The organism is Pandoraea communis (genome assembly GCF_902459745.1).
In the GTDB taxonomy this organism is placed as follows: Bacteria; Pseudomonadota; Gammaproteobacteria; order Burkholderiales; family Burkholderiaceae; genus Pandoraea; species Pandoraea communis.
The window spans coordinates 31,354-53,175 of the sequence record NZ_CABPSJ010000003.1 but is presented as its reverse complement, the minus strand read 5'-3'; the positions used below and the strand labels follow the sequence as shown (position 1 = coordinate 53,175).

Sequence of the window (21,822 nt, the reverse complement as noted above, 5' to 3'; positions counted from 1 at the left end):
AGCCAGTCTGCGTCTTCGCTTAGTCAGTGCGCGTTATGTGGTGCTGCGGCTCAGATCCGCAGCTTTCACGACCGGCTCACTGGATTGCTCCTTGAAGTCACTGGCGTAACGCTGTGCCAGACGGGCACGCATCGGCTTGAGGACGAACAAGGCAAGGAAGGCGGCGAAGGCATTCATGGCACAGGCGACCATGAACACGGCCTGCCAGCTACCGGTCATCGAGGTGATGACACTTGAGAAGGGCACCAGCAAAGCGGCGGTCCCCTTCGCGGTGTACAGCATCCCCGCGTTGGTGGCGGCATACTTCGAGCCATACGTGTCGGCGCAGGTCGCCGGGAACAAGCTGTAGATCTCGCCCCAGGCGAAGAACACCAGGCCAGTCAGCAGCACGAAGGCCACCGGGTGCTGGCCATACTTCGCCAGTGCGTAGATCCCCACGGCTTCCATCGCAAAGGCGATGAACATCGTGTTTTCGCGACCGATCTTGTCCGATATCCAGCCGAACACCGGACGCGTCACCCCGTTGAGCACACGGTCGATGGCCAGTGCGAAGGTGAGTGCGGGCAGTGTGAGACCCAGAAGCGAGACAGGTGCCTGATCCAGACCGTAGTCCTTGGCGATCGGGCCGAGCTGTGCCGTTGCCATCAGACCGCCGGCGGCCATCAGCACGAACATCAGATACATCAGCCAGAACACCGGGGAGCGCATGACTTCCGTCGGCTTGGCGTTGTAGCGCATGGCGCCCGGGGCCAACTTCTTGAGTGCTTCGATCGATGCCGGCGGACTGGCGAGCGCCAGACCCAGCACCAGCACGATGATCCCCTGCCCCAGCCCGAAGGTCAGGAAGGTGTTCTCGTAGCCGCTGGACTTGATCATGTTGGCGATCGGTACCACGGTCAGTGCCGAACCGGCGCCGAAACCGGCAGCGGTAATGCCCGCGGCAAGACCGCGACGATCCGGGAACCACTTCAGCGCGTTACCCACGCAGGTGCCATACACCGCACCGGCACCCACGCCGCCCACCGCCGCTGCGAAATACAACATCGGCAGCGAGGATGCATACGCATTCAACACCCACGCAATACCGCACAACAGACCACCCCCGACCACCACCGGGCGCGGGCCGAACTTGTCGACCAGATACCCTTCGATCGGCACCAGCCAGGTCTCGGTCACGACGAAAATCGTGAAAGCGACCTGAATGGCCGTACGGCCCCAGTGATACTTCTCATCGATCGGGTTGACGAACAGCGTCCACCCGTACTGCAGATTGGCGATCATCGCCATGCAAATCACGCCGAACACGAGCTGAACCCAAGGGCTCGCGAACACGGATTGCTTACCGTGTTGATTTGTCGTCTCCACTTGTACCTCCTCCATCGGTTTCCAGTTGTTTGGCAGCTTCACAACAACAACACCTTCCGGATGGGATCTGTGCCCCCTGGGTATGCTTTACGAGGTCTTCGCCTCGTCGACTTGTCTCTGATGCTTACGGGGACTCTTGCTTTTCCCCCGTAAATATACCGAACGAAATATACGATATATCAGATATAAGTCAACACTAATTTATTGCTGTCCTCGCTTTCCTCCTCGCTTTCCTCCTCGCTTGCCGAAGTCGTTTTCGTCCATTGCAGCGAAAACAACTACGGCACGCGAGGCACTGTCCTAAGTGGCGGCTAGATACAGTAACGCCACTGTAGGACGGAGCGGCGCAACAACGCAATGCGAAAACACTAAGGAGTTAACCTGATCCACGAAGCCTGCCAGATAAGGCGCACAGCCTTTTTATATCGGCCTCCTTGCTATTTTTCAAAACCAGCACAAGACGATATTTTTGTTAGTTTTACTCACAACAACTCGATTTCATTAATCCCCCGGCATCGCTGTAATACACCGTAATAATTCGCTCATCAGACGCGGAGGGACGATTTCAGCGGTGCCTTTCATGCCGGTCAGGCTCACACATCGAGACCGCGATTTCTCGCGCATCTGCGGGGAAACCATGACGCTCGCCGCGCCCAGAATGCTTGGCGCTGCCTTCCTTGTGATATACGATATACAACATTTGGTATTAGAAAAATAAACGGCCAGTACCAGGCCCAGGTTTCGATTGACCTTTGGAGGGAGAGACTTCATGAAGATTTGCATCTATGGCGCCGGTGCCATCGGTGGCTATCTCGGCGTGCAACTCGCGCGCGCCGGAGCCGATGTCAGTCTGGTGGCGCGTGGCCCGCACCTGAGCGCCATGCGCGAGCACGGACTCAAACTGCTGATCGATGGCGAGGAACGCGTCGCCCAGTTGCGTTGCACGGACGACCCGCGCGAACTCGGTCCGCAGGATTACGTGATCATCGCCCTGAAAGCACACTCGGTCCCTGCGGTACTCGACGCGATGCAGCCTTTGATCGGCCCGGACACGGCCGTCGTCACGGCCGTGAACGGCATCCCCTACTGGTACTTCTATAAGCACGGCGGCGCGCTCGAGGGCACGACGCTGGAGAGCATCGACCCGGGCGGCCGCCAGTGGCGTCAGCTCGGACCGGAGCGCGCCATTGGCTGCGTCGTCTACCCGGCCACGGAAGTGGTTGCGCCGGGCGTGATCCAGCATGTCTACGGGAATAAGTTTCCGCTGGGCGAAGCCAGCGGCGAGCGTACCGAGCGCGTGGAGAAGCTCTCGCAATTGATGATTGCCGGCGGACTCGACGCTCCCATTCGCGAGAACATCCGCGATGAAATCTGGCTCAAGCTCTGGGGCAATCTCTGCTTCAACCCGATTTCGGCACTCACGCACGGCACGCTCGACATCATTGCCAGCGATCCGGGCACGCGCGCCATCGCGCGCGCCATGATGCTCGAAGCCAAGGCGATCGGCGATAAGTTCGGGGTGCACTTTCGCGTTGACGTCGAGCGCCGCATCAACGGTGCGGGCGCTGTCGGCGCGCACAAGACGTCGATGCTCCAGGATCTCGAGCGCGGCCGCGCAATGGAAATCGATCCGCTTGTCTCCGTCGTCCAGGAAATGGGACGCCTCGCCGGTGTGCCGACGCCAACGCTCGACGTAGTGCTCGCCCTCATTCAACAGCGCGAGTTCATGACGCAGCCCGATGCGGTCGCCGCCGCGCAGGAGCGATTGGCCAAGGCGGCCTGAACCGGACGCCGTTGCTTCGAGACGGCGTAGTGCGGGGCACGCGACTGTGCCTCGCCGGATTCAGCGGTTCTCTCTCTATATAGAGAGAACGGAAAAATGGTCGGCGCGACCGGCGAAACGGATCGCGCTGCCGCCCTGCCCCGCAGCCGCTCAAACGTGCCGCCGCCGGTTCTCCGGTCGCGGCCGATTTTTTGCCGGAGACCCTCGGCTTATCCGGCTGAGGCAAACCACACCGGATGTGGTTTCGCGGCAACGCAATAACGTTGATTTGCCACAGCAAGGAGGCATGACCGCTTCCCTCGAAAATCGAGCACGCCACCCGCGTCCCGAAATCCACACTAACGCAAGCCTGACGGACATCCCAGGAGGTACACCGCCATCATCGACCCAAGGAACACTATCGGAAAAAGAGACAACTCCGGGCGACGGACAGGCAGAGTGACGTAAAGAACGTCCCGAAAAACGATAAATTTTGATATTCGGTATGTGGTATATCTTGAGACTTGTTGCGGCGCGACATACAATGCAAAGCAAGTTCTCCCCCACATTACGACCGTTAACCGTTTATCAGGAGTGTCACCATGTTAGTCGCTGCGCTTACTTTGCTTGCCCTTGCTTCCGCACTTGCCGCCGGTGTTGCGATGGTTCACCTCTTCGTCGCCCTGCCGGCCTCGATGCTCGAAAAGTCCGAACAGAACGGTCGTTTCGCGTACCTGGCGGAAACCACGCAGGCAAATGAATCGGGTAAACTCGTCACAAAGTCGGCAACCATCGTGGGGCAGCAAGCATTGCGCCTCTGAAGGGGCCGTAATACCTAGGAGACTATTGCATGTCCCTGATCACCCCAACTCCGGTGCGCGTGACTCCGCTCGCGCTGGAGCCGATCGACACCACCACGAGTTTTCGCAATCAGGCGTATGCGCTGCTGAAAAAAGCCATCGCCGACGCCGATATCTATAACCAGAAGGAAGAGATTCGCCTGGACGAGCGTCAACTCATCCAGGTGCTCGGCGTTTCGCGCACCCCGATTCGCGAAGCCATGACCCTGCTGGAACAGGAAGGCTTCCTGCGTACGGTACCGCGCCGCGGCATTTTCATCATCCGCAAGACCAAGCGTGAAATCGTTGAAATGATCCAGATGTGGGCCGCCCTCGAAGGGATGTCCGCGCGGTTGGCCACGTTGCATGCGAGCGATGAAGAAATCGCCAAGCTACGTCACCTGTTCGATGAGTTCGTCAATGCACCACCGACCGATCATATCGAAGAGTATTCGGACGCGAACATCGACTTCCATCAGGCCCTGATCAATCTTGGTGGCTCGCAAGCGATTGCCAATACGATCAAGAACCTGTTCATTCACGTGCGCGCCATCCGCAAGGTGACGATTGCTCAAAACGATCGGGCCGCCCGCTCGATTGTCGATCACCTGAAGATCATCACTGCACTCGAGAAGCGCGACACCGAACTCGCCGAGAAACTCGCACGCGACCACACGCTGGGCCTAGCCGCCTTCGTGGAAGAACACTGCGACTTCCTCGAGTAAGGTCAGCCGCTGCATCCGGTCCGGCAACGGACGCTGCCGTTAAAAAAGCCAGTGACATGCGAATGTCGCTGGCTTTTTCTTTGCCCGTCCACCCTGCGCATCTCCCTTCCTCCGCGCGCATGGCGCCGCACCTCTCATCTCTGCCCTCCCCCAATTCGGGTAAACGAGCCTCCCAAACCGGGCTTCGATCTATTGCACGTATACCGTATATCATATATCGTGTTTCACATACTGATGCTTTGCCACGCAGCCGGCGCAGGCCTGCCAAGCGACCGGGAACGTGTGACGAAGCGCCGCCACCCATCGGGCGAACCGAAGCGCGGCGCGGGGTTGTCGAGTCGCAGTACGAGAGCTTTGACGAAGATTGACGGAAGTCAGCAACGGGCGAGAGGCCGAGCCCGTGCGGCATATGGTGGGGGCTATGTGCCGCACGCTCTTCCGGTGCCGCGCTGATCGCTAGACCCGAGCAGCGTCGCCGGATGTGACCATTGGGCCTCTCGCCCCGGGGCAGGACAAGAACATAAACCCATACCCTCAGGCGCACCGTTCCCCACGGTGTGCCAAACAGGAGACAACAGCCATGCGCGAGGCTTTTTCCATCGCGACGGTGCAAGCGATTCTGGACGTTCATGCGGCTCAGGAAGGCCCCCTTCTGCCGATCCTCCATGACGTTCAGGAAGCTTTCGGCTACGTACCCCCGGATGCCGTGCCTGTCATCGCCGACGCTCTCAATCTCTCTCGCGCCGAAGTGCATGGCGTGATCACGTTCTATCACCACTTCCGCACCAGCGCGCCGACGCGTCACGTCGTGCAGATCTGCCGTGCCGAGGCGTGTCAGAGCATGGGCGCCGACGCACTCGTGGCCCATGCGGAACGGGTGCTGGGCTGCACCATGCACAGTCATTGCGGCGATGTCTCGCTCGAGCCGGTGTACTGCCTTGGCCAGTGCGCGACGTCACCCGCCATCACGATCGACGACAAGCTGCACGCGCGCGTCACCCCCGAGAAATTCGACCGTCTGGTCGCCCGCGCCAAGGATGCCGCATGAGCCAAGCCTCCACTCCCGCCAAGACGCCCGGCAAGGTGCGGCTTTATCTGCCGCGCGACTCCGCCGCCCTCGCACTCGGCGCCGACGAAGTTGCCGAAGCCATTACGGCGCAAGCCGCGCAGCGCGGCCTCGATATCGAGCTGGTACGCAACGGCACGCGCGGCATGCTCTGGCTCGAACCGCTGCTTGAAGTCGTCACGCCCGCCGGGCGCGTCGCCTACGGACCGGTCGATGTCGACGACGTGCCCGGCCTGCTCGACGCCAACGTCACGGCCGGCGGCGATCATCCGCTCGCCCTTGGGCTGACCGAAGAGATCCCGTATTTCAAGAAGCAGGAACGTCTGACGTTCGCCCGCGTAGGCATCACCGATCCCGTTTCGGTCGACGATTACGTGGCTCACGACGGTTATCGCGGCCTGCGCAACGCGCTCGCGCTGGACGGCGCAGCCATCGTCGCGCAAGTGACCGAGTCCGGCCTGCGCGGTCGCGGCGGCGCGGCGTTCCCGACGGGCATCAAGTGGAAGACGGTGCTGAACACACCGGCCGCACAGAAATACATCGTATGTAACGCCGACGAAGGCGATTCCGGCACGTTCGCCGACCGCATGTTGATGGAAGGCGATCCGTTGGTCCTCGTGGAGGGCATGACGATTGCCGGTATCGCCGTGGGCGCCACGCGCGGCTACATCTATGTGCGCAGCGAGTATCCGCACGCCATCGACGTGCTGGCCGAAGCCATCGTCAACGCCAACAAGGCAGGCTACCTCGGCGAGAACATTCTGGGCTCGGGGCATACGTTCCATCTCGAAGTCCGCAAGGCGGCAGGAGCGTATGTCTGCGGCGAAGAGACCGCATTGCTCGAAAGCCTGGAAGGCAAGCGCGGCGTAGTGCGCGCCAAGCCGCCGCTGCCCGCCATCGAAGGTCTGTTCGGCCTGCCGACGGTCATCAACAACGTGATTTCGCTCGCCTCGGTGCCGATCATCATGGATCGCGGCGCAGAGTTCTACAAGAACTTCGGCATGGGACGCTCGCGCGGCACGTTGCCCATCCAACTCGCCGGCAATATCAAATACGGCGGTCTCATCGAGAAGGCGTTCGGTGTGACGCTGCGTGAAATCCTGTACGACTACGGCGGCGGCGCCATCACCGGCCGGCCACTGCGCGCGGTACAGGTAGGGGGGCCGCTCGGCTCGTATCTGCCCGAATCGCAATGGGATACGCCGCTCGACTATGAAGCGTTCGCCGCCCTCTGGGCCGTGCTCGGCCACGGCGGCATCGTGGCACACGACGACACCGTCGATCTGGCCAGGCTCGCGCGCTATGCCATGGAGTTCTGCACCATCGAATCGTGCGGCAAGTGCACGCCGTGCCGTATCGGCTCGACGCGTGGCGTCGAAGTGATGGACCGGATCATCGACGGCCGCGACCGTCCCAAGCAGATCAAGCTGCTGCGCGACCTGTGCGACACGATGCTCGCGGGTTCGCTGTGCGCCATGGGCGGCATGACGCCCTACCCCGTGCTGTCTGCGTTGAATCATTTCCCCGAAGACTTCGGCGCGGCCGAACCGTCGAATCTGCCGACCAAGGCCGCCTAGGAGAGTGCCCACCATGATGGACCCGATGTTTGATAAGGATTACGGCACCCCGCGCCGCGAATCGACGAAGGAAGTCACGCTGGAGATCGACGGCGAACAGATCACCGTGCCCGCGGGCACCTCGATCATGCGCGCTGCCTCCGAAGGCGGCGTGAACGTACCCAAGCTGTGCGCCACCGACTCGCTCGAGCCGTTCGGTTCCTGCCGCCTCTGCCTCGTCGAGATCGAAGGCCGTCGCGGCTTCCCGGCGTCGTGCACGACGCCCGTCGAGCCCGGCATGAAGGTGCGCACGCAATCCCCGAAGCTGCAAGAACTGCGCAAAGGCGTGATGGAGCTGTATATCTCCGATCACCCGCTCGACTGCCTGACTTGCGCGGCCAACGGCGACTGCGAGCTGCAGGACATGGCGGGCGTGACGGGCCTGCGCGAAGTGCGCTACGGCTTCGATGGCGCCAATCACTTCGACACACAGAAAGACGAATCGAACCCGTACTTCACCTACGACGCCTCGAAGTGCATCGTCTGCAACCGGTGCGTGCGCGCCTGCGAAGAAACGCAGGGCACGTTCGCGCTGACGATCTCGGGCCGCGGCTTCGAAGCCCGCGTCTCGCCGGGGCAGGATCAGCCGTTCATGGATTCGGAGTGCGTGTCGTGCGGTGCCTGCGTGGCCGCTTGCCCGACCGCGACATTGCAGGAAAAGTCGGTCATCCATCTCGGTCAGGCCGAGCACGCCAAGATCACCACTTGCGCCTATTGCGGCGTGGGTTGCTCGTTCAAGGCGGAGATGAAGGGTAACGAAGTCGTGCGCATGGTGCCGCACAAGGACGGACAGGCCAACGAAGGGCACGCCTGCGTGAAGGGCCGCTTTGCCTGGGGCTATGCCACGCACAAGGACCGTATCCTGACGCCGAAAATTCGCAAGACGATCACCGACCCGTGGCAGGAAGTGTCGTGGGACGAAGCGCTCGACTATGCGGCGTCGGAGTTCAAGCGCATTCAGGCCAAGTACGGGCGCGACTCGATCGGCGGTCTGGTGTCGTCGCGCTGCACGAACGAAGAAGACTATCTGGTCCAGAAGCTCGTGCGCGCCGCGTTCGGCAACAACAATGTCGACACCTGCGCACGGGTGTGCCACTCGCCGACCGGCTACGGCCTGAAGGCAACCATCGGCGAATCGGCCGGCACGCAGACGTTCAAGTCTGTCGAGCAGTCGGATGTGATCCTCGTGATGGGCGCGAACCCGACCGACGGCCACCCGGTGTTCGGCTCGCGCATGAAGAAGCGTCTGCGCGAAGGCGCCAAGCTGATCGTGATCGACCCGCGCCGCATCGATCTGGTCAAGAGCCCGCACATCAAGGCCGACTATCACCTGCAACTGCGCCCGGGCACGAACGTGGCGATCATCAACGCACTCGCGCACGTCATCGTGACGGAAGGCCTGATGGCCGATGCGTTCATCGCGCAGCGCTGCGAGGATCGCGCGTTCGAGCAGTGGCGTGATTTCATCACCCGCGCCGAGAACTCGCCCGAAGCTACCGAGGCTCATACCGGTGTGCCCGCGCATCTCGTGCGCAGTGCGGCGCGCCTGTACGCGACAGGCGGCAACGCGGCGATTTATTACGGTCTCGGTGTGACGGAGCATGCACAAGGCTCCACGACGGTGATCGGCATCGCCAACCTCGCCATGGCCACCGGCAACATCGGCCGTGAGGGCGTGGGCGTGAACCCGCTGCGCGGTCAGAACAACGTGCAAGGCTCGTGCGACATGGGCGCGTTCCCGCACGAACTGCCCGGCTATCGTCACGTGTCGGACTCAAGCGCCCGTGCGCTGTTCGAAGCCGAATGGGGTGTCGAGCTGCAATCCGAACCGGGTCTGCGCATCCCGAACATGTTCGATGCAGCGCTCGCCGGCACCTTCATGGGTCTGTACTGCCAGGGCGAGGACATCGTGCAGTCCGACCCGAACACGCAACACGTGACCCACGCACTCGAACAAATGGAGTGCATCGTCGTGCAGGACATCTTCCTGAACGAGACGGCGAAGTATGCGCACGTGCTGCTGCCGGGCTCATCGTTCCTCGAAAAGGACGGCACGTTCACCAATGCAGAGCGCCGCATCTCACGCGTGCGTCAGGTCATGCCGCCGCGCGCCGGTTACGCCGACTGGGAAGTGACGATCCAACTGGCCAAGCGTCTGGGCTACGAGATGAACTACTCGCATCCGTCGGAGATCATGGACGAGATCGCCCGACTCACGCCGACGTTCACGGGTGTGAGCTACGAGAAGCTCGACCGTCTGGGCAGCGTGCAGTGGCCGTGTAACGAAGCCGCGCCGGAAGGCACGCCCGTCATGCACATCGACGAATTCGTGCGCGGCAAAGGCAAGTTCCTCATCACGCAATACGTGCCGACGGACGAAAAGGTCACACGCCGTTTCCCGCTTATCCTCACGACCGGCCGGATTTTGTCGCAATACAACGTCGGCGCGCAGACGCGTCGCACCGACAACGTCCATTGGCACGACGAAGACCGCCTCGAAATCCATCCGCACGATGCCGAAGAGCGCGGCGTGAAGGACGGCGACTGGGTCGGCATTCAGAGTCGTGCCGGCGAGACGGTATTGCGCGCCGTCGTGAGCGAGCGCGTGCAGCCGGGCGTGGTGTACACGACGTTCCACTTCCCGGAGTCGGGCGCAAACGTCATCACCACCGACAACTCCGACTGGGCGACGAATTGCCCCGAGTACAAGGTGACGGCAGTGCAGGTCACACCGGTGGCGCAACCGTCGGAATGGCAGCGTCAGTACTCGGACTTCAACCGTCAGCAGGAGGCGTTCCTCGGACACGCGCATAGCACGACGGAAGCGAGTCCGGGCTAAGTTGTCGAAGGAAGCAACGCGCGCCGCTTTGCCGGATGTCCGCGAGGTCTGCGATATCTACGAAGCGGCGCGGTGACAGACAATCCGCGTCCAGCGCCGGAGGGCTCCGGCGGGCTTCACCGTCTAACGCCAGAAGACGGTGCGGCGGACGCGAGATTGGCCACGCCACGCAGAACATCACACGGCATCACACGGCAGAGAACGAACTCAGGGGACAGAACAGATCATGGACACCGACAACCTGGTCAAGATGGCCAATCAGATCGGGGACTTCTTCGAGACAATGCCCGACCGCGGCGAGGCGCTCGAGAACATTGCAGGCCACCTGCGGCGCTTCTGGGCCCCGCGCATGCGCATGACGATTCTCGAGCATCTCGAAGCCACCGATGGGCATGGCATGCGCGAGATTGTGGTGGCGGCGATTACGGCACATCGCGCCGAACTCTGGCCACGCGGCTAAGCGACACGACGGGCGTGACAGTCATCTCGATCGCTCGCTGTCTCTGACAAAACGAGCGAGCCGTTGCTTCGGGCACCGATTCGGACATCGCAGGTGAGGAGACCGGCGGCCATGGACTGCCAGGGTGAAAGTTGTCCACACCCTTTGTGGATAACCCACTGGATAACCCGCCCCCACCTTCTCGAAGGCCCCGTGAACAGGGGCTGTCAAGATCATTGCCCAAAAAACGGTCAGCGCCGGAACAAATATTCGGCTTGACGGTCTGCCCCCTCCCTGCTCAAGCGCCATTCCCCTTGTTTGCCGCCCCATCGGCGTCCTGCCCGATTGGCGTGCCGGTCTGTCCCGTCGCATCGGGCGGTGACTGCGGCACGCCGCGCAGCGCCACGACGACCTGACGCTGGCCAAGCACCGCGTCGGGCGCCTGCTGCAAGGCCAGCCGGTAGCGCTCGCCGAACTCGGCGTCGGCGTTGCGGAACAGCTTGGCGGCTTCATCGGCCAGCGCAATGCCCGCCTCGGCCAACGGAGGCGTCTGCTCGAGCCACTCGTCGAGCGCGACGATCAGACGCGAAAGCGGATCCAGCCAGCGGAACCAGGCATCTTCCGTCAGCAATTGCACGAAGCGTCCCGTCGGCACCGGCCCGAAGACGGCTTCGTATTGCTGGCGGTCATTGGCAATCAGCACCTTGTGTTGGGAGAGCAGTGCCGCGCGCAATGCCTGCATGGCGGTGATCTGGGCAGCGTTGGCCGGTGTAGTATCGATCGGTTCGGTCATCTATCGCCCCGTAAGCGTCAGAAAGGTTAAGAAACGGAAATGGAAAGTGTCTGACATGGACTTTAGGACTTGACCCATAGCCAACAGACGTTCGGATCACGATACTACACGGGTCTCGCAAACACCTCGCGAGACCAGGCTTTCACTTCCCCGTGGGAGGCCTGCTTCCTCACCCGCCCATCCGGCGGGTTTTTTTTGCCTGAACGATTCGCGCTGCCAGGCCGGCTTGACTTCCTCCCGTTCCCACCCCGTCCCGTCGTGCTCAATGCGTCGACGCAAATTCGTTTATCATCGGCAGCGCTCTGGCCCGCCTTCCGATATGACCTCTGCTCTGCGTCCCAAAACCGTTGGTGTCATGGGCTCCGGCAAACAGCCGTGGACCGAACTTGCTGCGCCGCTCGGACGTGCACTCGCGCTCGCCGGTTACCACCTGCTCACCGGCGGGGGGCAAGGCGTAATGACTAGCGTGAGCGAAGCCTTTTGCGCCGTTCCGCAGCGTATACGTATAGGACGCAGTATCGGTGTCGTGCCGACCGAGGCCGTCGGTGAAGATGGCACAGCCCCGACGTTCCGTCCGCTGCCCGGCTATCCGAATCCGTTCGTGGAAGTGCCTATCGTGAGTCCGTTGCCACGCCATTTGCCCGACGCGCCGGCCGGCACGCTCTCGCGCAATCACATCAATGTGCTCTCGAGCGACGTCATCGTCGCGCTGCCCGGCAATCACGGCACGCGTGACGAGGTCGGGCTCGCCGTGCATTACGGCAAGCCCGTCATTCTGTTCGGGGAGTGCGAGCACTTCGCGGACATGCCCGCTTCGCTCGTGCGAACGGTATCGCTCGATACCGTGATGGACTTCGTCAGAACGGCACGGTGAGTTTCGCGTCGATCGAATGGAAGCGATACGACCATCCCGGCGGGCCGCTCGACGCCGGCATCCACGGCGCGTTCAATCGCTGCATCACCGACACATCGAGCTTCGACGTGCCCAGATTGTGCGTGTGGCTCAGCCCCACCTCGGCAAAACTGTCATAGGTGTGGATGGCGTTCGGATCTTCGGTGCGACTGCGGTTGTAGCGAAACTCGAGCCCCGTCGAGCCGTTGGCCGTGAAGTCGAACGCGCGGCGCACGCGCCACTGCAGCGTCTGCGTTTGCGTGGTGCCGGTGGCGATCTGGTCCGTGGCCGCGTTGGTCTTGCCCGTGATCCCGACAGTCCAGTCCGCGTCGATCGGCAACGAGTAGTTGGCCGTCACATTTCGATTCGTCGTATCGCGACGCGCGTTCTGCAAGTCCTGACTCAACGTGGTATGGAACTTGCCGTACATGCCCAGCGGGTTGTTCATCAACAGGTTCGCCGTGCCCTGCATCTTGCCCGTGGTCGTCATGCCGCTGTTGTTCATGCCGACGTTGAACTGATAAGGCTGCTCGTTGAGCACCTGCAAGCCTACTGCGCCCTCGCCGGGTGTGCGGCTGCGCGTGGCGATGAGTGGCAATGAATCGTCGCGCACCACGAGCCCCTGGCGCATCAACATGCGCAGGTTGCGCGTCGCGAAACTCTCGTGGCGCGGCTGCCCGCGCAGGCAGGCGGCGCGCGCGAGGAAGGCGTTCGGCGGCGCGACGTCGGCGACGGCCGGCGGCTCGCCTGCGGCCGATGCTGCCGATGCGGCGGCATCCAGATCCACCACGGAAATTGCCGTGCCATCAGCACTCAACTCCGGCGCGACCGCAAAGTCGCCAGCGGGTAATGGTGCAGAAGAAGGTGGTGCAGGGGGGGCGTCGGCCGATGCTTCCGGGGTGCCCTCTGCGACTGGCGTCGTTTGGGATGGATCGGTGTTCGACGCTTGCGCCGCCGATGCCGTCCGCGGCGCCTGAGCGGCGGCAGCCCGTTGCCTGGCCTCGCGATCGACGGCCGCCGCGACGGCGTTCGGATCGTCCCCCGCGAACAAGGCGATGGGGTCCGATGAAGCGCCAGGGTCCTGCACGACGGGCGCGGGAGGGGGCACGAAATACTGAGGTGCAAGGCCGCGATCCCACAAACCATAGGACACGGCATTCTGCTCAGTAAAACATGGCGGATTGAGATCCGAGAGCAAGGATTGTGCGTGCGCGAACACCGGTATCCCGGCACTCAGGCACGCGGCCAGCAGGAGGCGACTCCACATGGCCGGATTTACCGACGACATTCGACACCCGAAATCCCACCCCACACTGATGCCATCCGCTAGCGTTATGCGCCGCGTCCGACATGAGGAGGGTGCTTTAGCGACAAGGGGCTATTTTACGTCGATCGGATGACGCGCTGCCAGTCACAAAATGCCGGGAACTCTTTCGATCGATTGCCACTCATATCGCGTGACTTCCCCTGTAGTGATTTTTGCCCGCCTCGTGCGGGCATTTTTATTGGGTGTCCGTCGATCACACGCCCGCCTTGCGCGTTTCGCACCTACGACGCACTTTGCGCGCATTCCCACCGCTAGCGAGCCGCATCGCTCCCACATCACAAAAAAGCCCGGGAAACCGCTTCCCGGGCAATGGTCGATCGCCATGAAGGGGCGACCGAGGGGGCGCCAGCGGGTGCCGGGCGATCAGACCCGGCACCGAAGTCGATGCGCAACGCCCAGTGCGGCTGACTTACTTCTTCTTGCCGCCCTTGCTGCCGCCCGCGAGAAAGCGCGCGTTGTACTCGTCCATGAGCTTGCGCACCGTCTTGCCGATCTGGATGTAGTCTGGCTCGTTGAGGTTGGCGAGCGACACACGGCCGGACGGATGCAACGTGCCGAAGCCACGGCCCGGCAGCAGCACCACGCCACTTTCCTTGGCCAGTCGGAACAGCACCTCAGACGGGTCGATGTTCTTCATGAACCAGTCGACGAAGCCCTTGCCGTAGATCTTCGTGCCCAACACTTCGAGGTCGAGGATGTTGTAATAGTCGACGGCCGTCGGTCCGGTCTCGTCGGCAATGCCCGCTGCGCGATACATCGCAGTCTTGCGGCGGCGGATGATGCGCTTGACGGCGTGCTTGTAGGCATCCGGCTCGTCCATCAGGCAAAACAGCGAGAAGAGCGCCATCTGCACCTGCTGCGGCGTGGACAGCCCGGCCGTATGGTTGAGCGCCACCGCGCGGCTGTCTGCCACCAGACGGTCGATGAACTTGAGCTTCTCCGGCTCCGTCGTGATCGACGCGTAGCGCGCATTGAGTCCTTCGCGTTCCGCCTTGGACAGCTTGGCGATCTTGTCGTCGAACAGGTTCTTCTCGTGCGTGGCGATAACGCCCAGACGCCAGCCCGTCGCCCCGAAGTACTTCGAGTACGAATACACGAGGATGGTGTTGTACGGCGCGATCGCGAACAGCGAGCGGAAGTCGTCGGCAAACGTGCCGTAGACATCGTCGGTCAGGATGATCAGATCGGGACGCTTCTTGACGATCTCGGCCAGGTGATCGAGCGACGCGTCGTCGAGCTTGACCGACGGCGGATTGCTCGGGTTCACGAGGAAGAACGCCTTGATCTTCGGATCGAGCAGCTTGTCGAGTTCCTTCTTCGAATACTGCCAGCCCAGCGCCGGATCGGCGTTCACGTTCACTTCTTGGAGCTGGTAGTCGGCCAGTTCCGGAATTTCGATGTAAGGCGTGAAAATCGGCATGCCCAGCGCGATGGTGTCGCCGGCCTGCAGCAAGTGGTTGGTCTTGAGCGTATTGAACAGGTACGTCATGGCTGCCGTGCCGCCTTCGACCGCGAACAGGTCGAAGTTGCCCACGAACGGATGACGGCCGACCATCTCGTGACGCAGATACTTGGCGGCGATCGTCTCGGTGTTGCGCAGCATGCGATCCGGCACCGGGTAGTTACACCCGAGAATGCCGTTCACCATTTCCGTGAGGAAGTCCTCGACGACCAGACCCATCTGGTCACGGATATAAGAGATCGCCTTCTCGAGGAATTTCACCCCCGGCTCGTGCTGATGCTCGCGCGCGAAATCCAGCCAGCGCGCTTCAACGCCCTTGCCGGGCGGAATACCGCCCACGCCTTCGGGCATGTACGTGAACTGACGCTCGGCTTCCGAGAGTGCAAACAGGCCCAACTGAAAGAAGCCATGCCGCGGCTCGAGCGCGAGGAAGTTCGGGTTGCCGCGCCCGGCATTGAGCATCGAGCGCTGTGCGGCATTGTCCTGAGCGAGTGCGATCAGCGTGTCCTTGAGTTCGAACGGGCTGAGTTTGGCGAGTGCGTCGAGTTCCTTCGATTTCATAGCAATTTCTCCATGAACAACCATCTACCACCCATCGCGATTCCGTCTTGCGGGGGCAATGACGGACGATCGGGTGAATGAACCAAATACGTCGGGCGGTACGGCGTCGCGATCACGCGACGCCTTTGCGTACCTCAGGTCAGCGACACCACCAGCGGCCCGAGCAGCGTGAGCAGCACGTTGGCGATGGCGTAGGTAATGGCGAACGGCACGGTCGGCACATTGCTCTCGGCCTTGTCGAGCACTTCGCCGAAGGCCGGGTTGGCGCTGCGCGAGCCTGAGAGCGCACCGGCCAGAATGGCCACGTTGTCGTAGCGAAGCACGTAACGGCCGAACAGATAGGTGAGAAGCAGCGGCACGATCGTGACGATCACCCCGGCGACGAAGATCGAGACGCCGCTCTGTTGAAGGGTTTGCCATGCCTGCGCGCCAGCCGACAGACCAACGCAGGTCACGAAGGCCGCGAGCCCCAGCTCCTTGAGCAGCGAACTCGCAGCGAGCGGCATCGCGCCGAAGGTCGGATGCTTGCCGCGCAGCCACCCGAAGATCAGACCGGAGAGCAGCGCACCGCCGCCGCTGCCCAGCGTGAGCGGAATACCGCCGACCTTGACCACGATGTAGCCGATCAGCAGACCGAACACGATGCCGATCCCCATATACACATAATCGGTCTTCACCGAATAAGCGACGGGGTAACCGGCTTCCTTCGCAGCACGCTGCACGTCGCTGTCGGCGCCATACAGCGTGACCACGTCGCCGTGATAGACGATGGTGTCGTCGAGCACCGGCACGGGCTGCCCCATCCGCGCGATCTTCGCGATATACACGCCGTGCTTGACGTCGCGCGCTACGCCCGCCTTCAGTTCGCCGAGCGTCTTGCCGTTGCCGCCCTTGCGGGCGAACACGACTTCCTGCATACGCAACGGAATGTCGAGATCGCTCGACGGACGCTGCTCGTCGCCCAACAGACGCCACGCGTCGGTCGCCGCTTCACGGCGTCCAATGAGCATGACGTCGTCGCCGGCTTCGAGTACCAGATCGTCGGTGGCGATGATGATCTTCCCGTTGCGGCGCAAGCGCTCGACGGTCACGCCATCGGTCAACTGCTTCTCGACGTCGACCACACGCTTGCCCGCGCCGGTCGTCACGCGATAGACACGGCCGACGAGCGGCGGCAGCGAATCGACCTGGTCGGCCGAGAGCGCAGTCTGACCGCCGGCCATCTCGAGTTCGGCTTTCTTCGCATCGTCCTTGAGCGTGCGGCCCATGAGTTTCGGTACGAGCGACGCGCACACGATGATGGCGCCGAGGCTGCCGAAGATGTACGTGACGGCATAGCCGATGGCCACCTCCGATTGCAGACGTTTGACCTCGTCCGCCGATAGCCCCAGACGCGAGATGGCATCGCCGGCCGTGCCGATGATGGCCGACTGCGTGAGACCGCCACCGGCCACACCTGCGGCAAGCCCCTTGTCGAAGCCGAAAATCTTGGCGCAGATCAGCACCGTCACCAGCCCCGAGGCGGCAAGGAAGACGGCCATGCCGATTTCGCGCAGCGTCTTGCGCGAGAGCGAACTAAAGAACTGCGGACCGCTCTCGTAACCCACGGCGTAGATGAAGAGCGCGAACATGATGCTCTTCACGCCCGCGTCGACTGAGATGCCGATCTGAGAGACAACGACGGCCACGAGCAGCGAACCGCCGACACCGCCCAACTGGAATGACCCGAACCTGATCGCCCCGATGGCGTACCCGAGGGCGAGCGATAGAAAGATCGCGACCTCCGGGACATGTTTAAGAATGCTATGCACGAGTTCCACGGGAGAACCTCCGTCAAAAAATGGGAACGGCGACCGGCGGGGTCAGGGCCTTGCCCCGACCCTGCCGGCACGCCCTAACGCGAAAACTGATGAGCGACAAAAACCACTGCCGGCCCCATGAGCGGCAACAGCACGTTCGACAGCGCGTACGTCACCGTGTACCCCACGACCGGCAACGCACTGTCCGCCGTTTGCACCACGGCGCTGATCGCCGGCGTACTCGCCTGCTGACCGGCGATGGCGCCGATGAGAATGGGCCCGTCGATACGCAGCAACTTGTGGCCGACCCACAACGACACCAGGGCCGGGATGAGAGACACACAGATGCCCACCACCGGCAATGCCAGACCGTGCTCTCGCAGCAGCACGGCAGCTTGCGGCCCGGCCGACAGACCGACACACACCACGAACACCGCCAGCCCCAGTTCCTTAAGCAATTCATAGGCCGCAGGCGGGAACGCGCCCCAGGTAGGACGCCGCGAGAGCAGCCAGCCGCTCGCCAGACCGGAGAGCAGCGCGCCACCACCCGAGCCCAGCGTCATCGGCACACCGCCAATACGCACCGACAGATGTCCGATGCAAAGCCCCACGATCAGCGCAAGGCCGACAAACACGAGACTCGTCTTGTTGCCATACGGCACGGGTTTGCCGAGCACCTCGCCCGCACGGTCCACATCGCTTTGCAAGCCTTGCAGCGTGACCACGTCGCCGCGTTGCAGCGCAATCTTGCCCAGCGAGGGTAATGGCATGCCCATGCGTCTGACCGACTTGACGAACACGCCGTGACGCACGTCGATCGGCGCTTCGCGGCGCAGGTCGCTCACGGTGCGGCCTTCGGCTTCCTTATTGGTCATGACGAAGTCGCGCTCCACCAGCACGATCTCGTTCGTTTCGGTGCCCGCGACCTCGGGGCCGACAAGCGCATGCGCTTCGAGCATGACGTCGCGCCGGCCGACGAGCAGGAGTTCGTCTCCCGGCTCGAGCGCGAGGCTCTGCGCGACAGGCACCGACGCCGACGCACGACGCACCCGCTCAACGGCCACACTTCCCTCGAGCGCCGCCTCCAGCGCGGCAACGCTCAGCCCCGGATGCGCCACACGATAGCTGCGTCCGACCAGATCGGGCGCCGCGGGCACACCGGCTTCGCCGCCGTTCTCGTCTTCCATTTCCCGGGCGAGGCGCGCGCTGTCCTGCTTGAGATCGATGCCCAGCAAACGCGGCGCCAGCAGGTTGGTGAACAGCACGATGGTGATGAGGCCGAACACATACGTCAGCGTGTAAGCGGTCACGACGTTGGCCTGCAATGCCTTGAACGCGTCGGGCGCAAGGCCGAGCCGATTGAGGGCTTCGATGGCGGTGCCAACCATCGCCGATTCCGTTGCAGCCCCCGCCGCCAACCCGCCCGCCGTGCCGGGGTCCAGGCCGAGCCACGTCACGGCGATCATCACGATGCCGAACACGAAGACCACTTCGATAATGGAAAGCACGCCAAAGCGCAGGCCACGCAAGTTCAGGTTATCTACGAACTGTGGCCCGGCGGAAAAGCCCATGGCGAAGATGAAGAGCGCGAATGCGAAGTCCTTGAGCGAGCCCTCCACCATACAGCCGGTCTGGCCCACAAGCAACGCGACGAGCAGCGCACCGCACACGCCGCCGAGTTGTATCGGGCCGAGCCTGACGCGCCCGAGCAGTTGGCCCAGCACGACGCAGACAAACACGGTGATCAACGGTACGGCATCGAACAACGGTACTGAACACTGCATACACGCTCCTGCCATTTGTCACACGATGGTGACGAGCCGTGCCGCACGTCGCGGCGATTGTCCGGCATATGAATTCGGGAAACGACAGATCTTCGTGGCAATTGCCCCGCAGATCGAAGAGACCGCAGACCGTGTATGGGGTCTTACGTTATGCACCTGTGCGTGAATCCGCCAGGCGTTTGAGTGGGGACGGAAGAATACCGAGCCAAATGACGAGCGAGGCGCGCTGCCCTCGGGGAGGTGCTCGAGACAATGCGTACGGTGCACATAACGGATCCCAAAACGTTGAGACAACCCGATAATCGATGACGCCCGCCTCCTCCCCGGAAGTCCTTGGACGTTACACCTTCAGCCGCCGGCGACGCACTCGAAATGTCTATCCGACACACGCAAATCTCGCGCAATTTCTTTGCACAAATAATTTAAATTACGCCAACTGCGACTGTTCCGCGTTTCGTGGTGACGCGATGTCGGCATAGTGTTGTTCAACGTTCTGGACGTGTCAATATTTTTCGCGTAACGGCACCGCCTTGTGCCCGTCAAGTCGGTAAATAATCGAATACATCGGATTGCCGAATAAAACACCCAGTGGATTCTCGGTGTGTGCAATGCCGCAGGGCGACAGCGCAACATCACTTGGGCGCACGAATCTCGTGAATCGTGCCTGGCCCCCAGCCAGACGGCTCCCATGCGCCATCGCGCAAGGTCCATTCGTGATCGCCCGTCGCCTCCCAGTGCGGCGGGGTGTAGCGCATACCCGGCCGTTTGGGTTCCGTGTGACCGTCGACCCAGTCGTAGCGGCCGTCTTTCCATTGCCAGTAGCCCGGCACCCAGAACTCTCCCTTGGGAGCCGCATGCGGATCTTCGAAGCGTGGGGGCGGCGGGCCGCGCTGCAGCGTCACATCGGCGAGCACCGGCAGGCTTGCAAGACATAAGGCGACGGCAAGCGCATAACGGCGGTAGGGGCGGCAGGCCGAACGGGAAGCCGGGAAGTTCGGTGAAGTCATGGCGGACGAAACCAGTGAAAACGACGGGGACGGCCTACGCGGCCTTTCCGTGGCGACGGAGAAGTCAGGCATTGTACCGTTCGTGCTTTACGCGTGCCCTAGCCCTATCGCGTCCAGACGTCTGCCAGCCCTTATAATCGGCGCACTCATAACCCACCGCCCTGCGCGGACCGACGGTGCCGCCATGAACGGCTGCCGCACAACTCACCCATGAACCCTGCCCCTGCGGCCACCGGTCACCGGCAACTGCTTCGTCTGGCGGTGCCCATCGTGCTCGCCAATCTCACCCAGCCCCTGCTCTCGGCCGTCGACACTGCCGTGGCCGGTCACTTGCCGGGACCGGCCTATCTGGGCGGCGTCGCGCTTGGCGGCCTGCTGCTGAACCTGATCTTCTGGGGCTTCTCGTTCCTGCGCATGGGCACCACGGGGCTTGCCGCGCAGGCGTTCGGTGCGAACGATACGGTGCGTCTGCGCGATACGCTCGCGCGTGCGCTGGCACTGGCGTTTGCCATCGGCGCGGTGCTACTGGTCTTTCGCCATCCGCTGGTGTCGGTGGGCATTTCGTGGCTGGGTGGCAGCGAGCAAGTGCGGGCGCTCGGGCGCGAATACGCCAGCATCCGCATCGTCGCCGCGCCGCTGGCACTGGGCAACTATGTGGTGCTCGGCTATCTGCTGGCGTGTCAACGCGTGCGGCAAGGGCTCGCCGTGCAGGTATTCATCAACCTTGTGAACATCGTGGCCGTGCTCGTCTTCGTACGCGTATTCGGGTGGGGCGTGGCGGGCATCGCTTCGGCGAGCGCACTGGCCGATGTGCTTGGCTTCGTGCTCGGCGCCTGGCTGCTCTGGCTCGCCCGCACACCCGGCCTGCCGCCCCTGCGGCTTGCCACGCTCGTCGAACGAACCGCCCTGTGGCGCCTGCTGCGGCTCAATCTCGATATCTTCCTGCGCACGCTGTTCCTGCAACTCGCCTTCGCGTGGTTTGCCCGCGTCGGCGCGAGGCTTGGCGATACGACGCTCGCCGCCAACGCCCTGCTGTTGAACTTCCAGACGTTCATGGCGTATGGTCTCGATGGCTTTGCCCACGCCGCCGAAGCGCTGGTGGGCGCCTATGTCGGCGCCCGCCAACGGCAGGCGTTGCTGCATGCGATACGGCTGTCGCTCGGATGGGCGCTGGGCTGCGCCGTTGCGTTTGCGCTGGTCTACGCGCTGGCGGGCGGCGCCATCATCGACACACTGACCGATCAACCGGCGCTGCGTGAGGCCGCGCGCGAATTTCTGCCGTGGGCCGTGCTTTCGCCCATTGTCGCGGTGTGGTGTTTTCAGCTCGACGGCGTGTTCATCGGTGCGACTCGCACGCGCGAACTGCTCACGTCCTCGCTGATCGGTCTGCTGGTCTTTGGTGCCGTGATGCCGCTCACGCTCGCGGCGTGGGGCAATCACGGCTTGTGGCTGGCGCTGCTGGCGTTTCTCGCCACGCGCGGCATCGTGCTGGGTGTCTTGCTGCCGCGCATCTGGCGAGGCCTTCCGCGCCAGATGGCGTGATCCG

Annotated in this window: 16 protein-coding genes; 9 read left to right on the top strand and 7 right to left on the bottom strand. The window is 62.7% G+C overall.

The window, feature by feature from the left end; all coding sequences use genetic code 11:
- Positions 1 to 33: 33 nt before the first annotated feature.
- Positions 34 to 1,380: an oxalate/formate MFS antiporter gene (gene oxlT / locus PCO31110_RS11025; protein ID WP_010806386.1), complete on the bottom strand. Its 1,347-nt coding sequence runs from the start codon at positions 1,378 to 1,380 to the stop codon at positions 34 to 36.
- Positions 1,381 to 2,134: 754 nt separating this feature from the next.
- Here oxlT and PCO31110_RS11020 point away from each other — a divergent pair.
- The 7 genes from PCO31110_RS11020 to PCO31110_RS10990 all read left to right on the top strand — a co-directional run bounded on the left by PCO31110_RS11020 (position 2,135) and on the right by PCO31110_RS10990 (position 10,672).
- Positions 2,135 to 3,148, top strand: a complete 1,014-nt coding sequence (locus tag PCO31110_RS11020; protein WP_150690448.1) for a 2-dehydropantoate 2-reductase — start codon at positions 2,135 to 2,137, stop codon at positions 3,146 to 3,148.
- Positions 3,149 to 3,729: 581 nt separating this feature from the next.
- Entirely contained in the window at positions 3,730 to 3,948 is a 219-nt protein-coding gene (locus tag PCO31110_RS11015; RefSeq protein WP_010806384.1) for a hypothetical protein, read from the top strand.
- A 29-nt stretch (positions 3,949 to 3,977) separates the two neighbouring features.
- The gene (locus PCO31110_RS11010) at positions 3,978 to 4,691 is read left to right on the top strand and encodes a GntR family transcriptional regulator (protein ID WP_010806383.1); all 714 of its coding nucleotides are present in this window, start codon (positions 3,978 to 3,980) and stop codon (positions 4,689 to 4,691) included.
- A gap of 580 nt (positions 4,692 to 5,271) precedes the next feature.
- Entirely contained in the window at positions 5,272 to 5,739 is a 468-nt protein-coding gene (locus PCO31110_RS11005; protein WP_010806382.1) for a formate dehydrogenase subunit gamma, read from the top strand.
- Positions 5,736 to 7,334, top strand: coding sequence for a formate dehydrogenase beta subunit (locus tag PCO31110_RS11000; RefSeq protein WP_010806381.1), 1,599 nt, complete (start codon positions 5,736 to 5,738; stop codon positions 7,332 to 7,334). Before PCO31110_RS11005 ends, PCO31110_RS11000 begins: the two co-directional genes overlap by 4 nt.
- Positions 7,335 to 7,347: 13 nt before the next feature.
- Entirely contained in the window at positions 7,348 to 10,212 is a 2,865-nt protein-coding gene (gene fdhF / locus PCO31110_RS10995; RefSeq protein ID WP_010806380.1) for a formate dehydrogenase subunit alpha, read from the top strand.
- 226 nt (positions 10,213 to 10,438) lie between these two features.
- The gene (locus tag PCO31110_RS10990) at positions 10,439 to 10,672 is read left to right on the top strand and encodes a formate dehydrogenase subunit delta (RefSeq protein WP_010806379.1); all 234 of its coding nucleotides are present in this window, start codon (positions 10,439 to 10,441) and stop codon (positions 10,670 to 10,672) included.
- A 277-nt stretch (positions 10,673 to 10,949) separates the two neighbouring features.
- Here PCO31110_RS10990 and PCO31110_RS10985 read toward each other — a convergent pair whose 3' ends face one another.
- Positions 10,950 to 11,444, bottom strand: coding sequence for a hypothetical protein (locus PCO31110_RS10985; RefSeq protein WP_010806378.1), 495 nt, complete (start codon positions 11,442 to 11,444; stop codon positions 10,950 to 10,952).
- A gap of 319 nt (positions 11,445 to 11,763) precedes the next feature.
- Here PCO31110_RS10985 and PCO31110_RS10980 point away from each other — a divergent pair, with 319 nt between their 5' ends.
- Positions 11,764 to 12,318 (top strand): SLOG cluster 4 domain-containing protein, encoded by a 555-nt coding sequence (locus PCO31110_RS10980; RefSeq protein WP_051126254.1) that lies wholly within the window; start codon positions 11,764 to 11,766, stop codon positions 12,316 to 12,318.
- Here the strand turns inward: PCO31110_RS10980 and PCO31110_RS10975 are convergent.
- The 5 genes from PCO31110_RS10975 to PCO31110_RS10955 form a co-directional block, all read right to left on the bottom strand.
- A complete protein-coding gene (locus PCO31110_RS10975; protein ID WP_150690447.1) occupies positions 12,302 to 13,603 on the bottom strand; it encodes a ShlB/FhaC/HecB family hemolysin secretion/activation protein in 1,302 nt (433 codons plus the stop codon). The genes PCO31110_RS10980 and PCO31110_RS10975 overlap by 17 nt on opposite strands.
- A gap of 469 nt (positions 13,604 to 14,072) precedes the next feature.
- The gene (locus PCO31110_RS10970; RefSeq protein ID WP_010806375.1) at positions 14,073 to 15,686 is read right to left on the bottom strand and encodes a bifunctional aspartate transaminase/aspartate 4-decarboxylase; all 1,614 of its coding nucleotides are present in this window, start codon (positions 15,684 to 15,686) and stop codon (positions 14,073 to 14,075) included.
- Positions 15,687 to 15,820: 134 nt separating this feature from the next.
- Entirely contained in the window at positions 15,821 to 17,506 is a 1,686-nt protein-coding gene (aspT, locus tag PCO31110_RS10965) for an aspartate-alanine antiporter (protein WP_010806374.1), read from the bottom strand.
- 74 nt (positions 17,507 to 17,580) lie between these two features.
- The gene (aspT, locus tag PCO31110_RS10960; RefSeq protein ID WP_010806373.1) at positions 17,581 to 19,269 is read right to left on the bottom strand and encodes an aspartate-alanine antiporter; all 1,689 of its coding nucleotides are present in this window, start codon (positions 19,267 to 19,269) and stop codon (positions 17,581 to 17,583) included.
- 632 nt (positions 19,270 to 19,901) lie between these two features.
- Positions 19,902 to 20,276 (bottom strand): YXWGXW repeat-containing protein, encoded by a 375-nt coding sequence (locus PCO31110_RS10955; RefSeq protein WP_174979512.1) that lies wholly within the window; start codon positions 20,274 to 20,276, stop codon positions 19,902 to 19,904.
- Positions 20,277 to 20,486: 210 nt separating this feature from the next.
- Here PCO31110_RS10955 and PCO31110_RS10950 point away from each other — a divergent pair, with 210 nt between their 5' ends.
- The gene (locus PCO31110_RS10950) at positions 20,487 to 21,818 is read left to right on the top strand and encodes an MATE family efflux transporter (RefSeq protein WP_150690445.1); all 1,332 of its coding nucleotides are present in this window, start codon (positions 20,487 to 20,489) and stop codon (positions 21,816 to 21,818) included.
- Positions 21,819 to 21,822 lie beyond the last annotated feature (4 nt).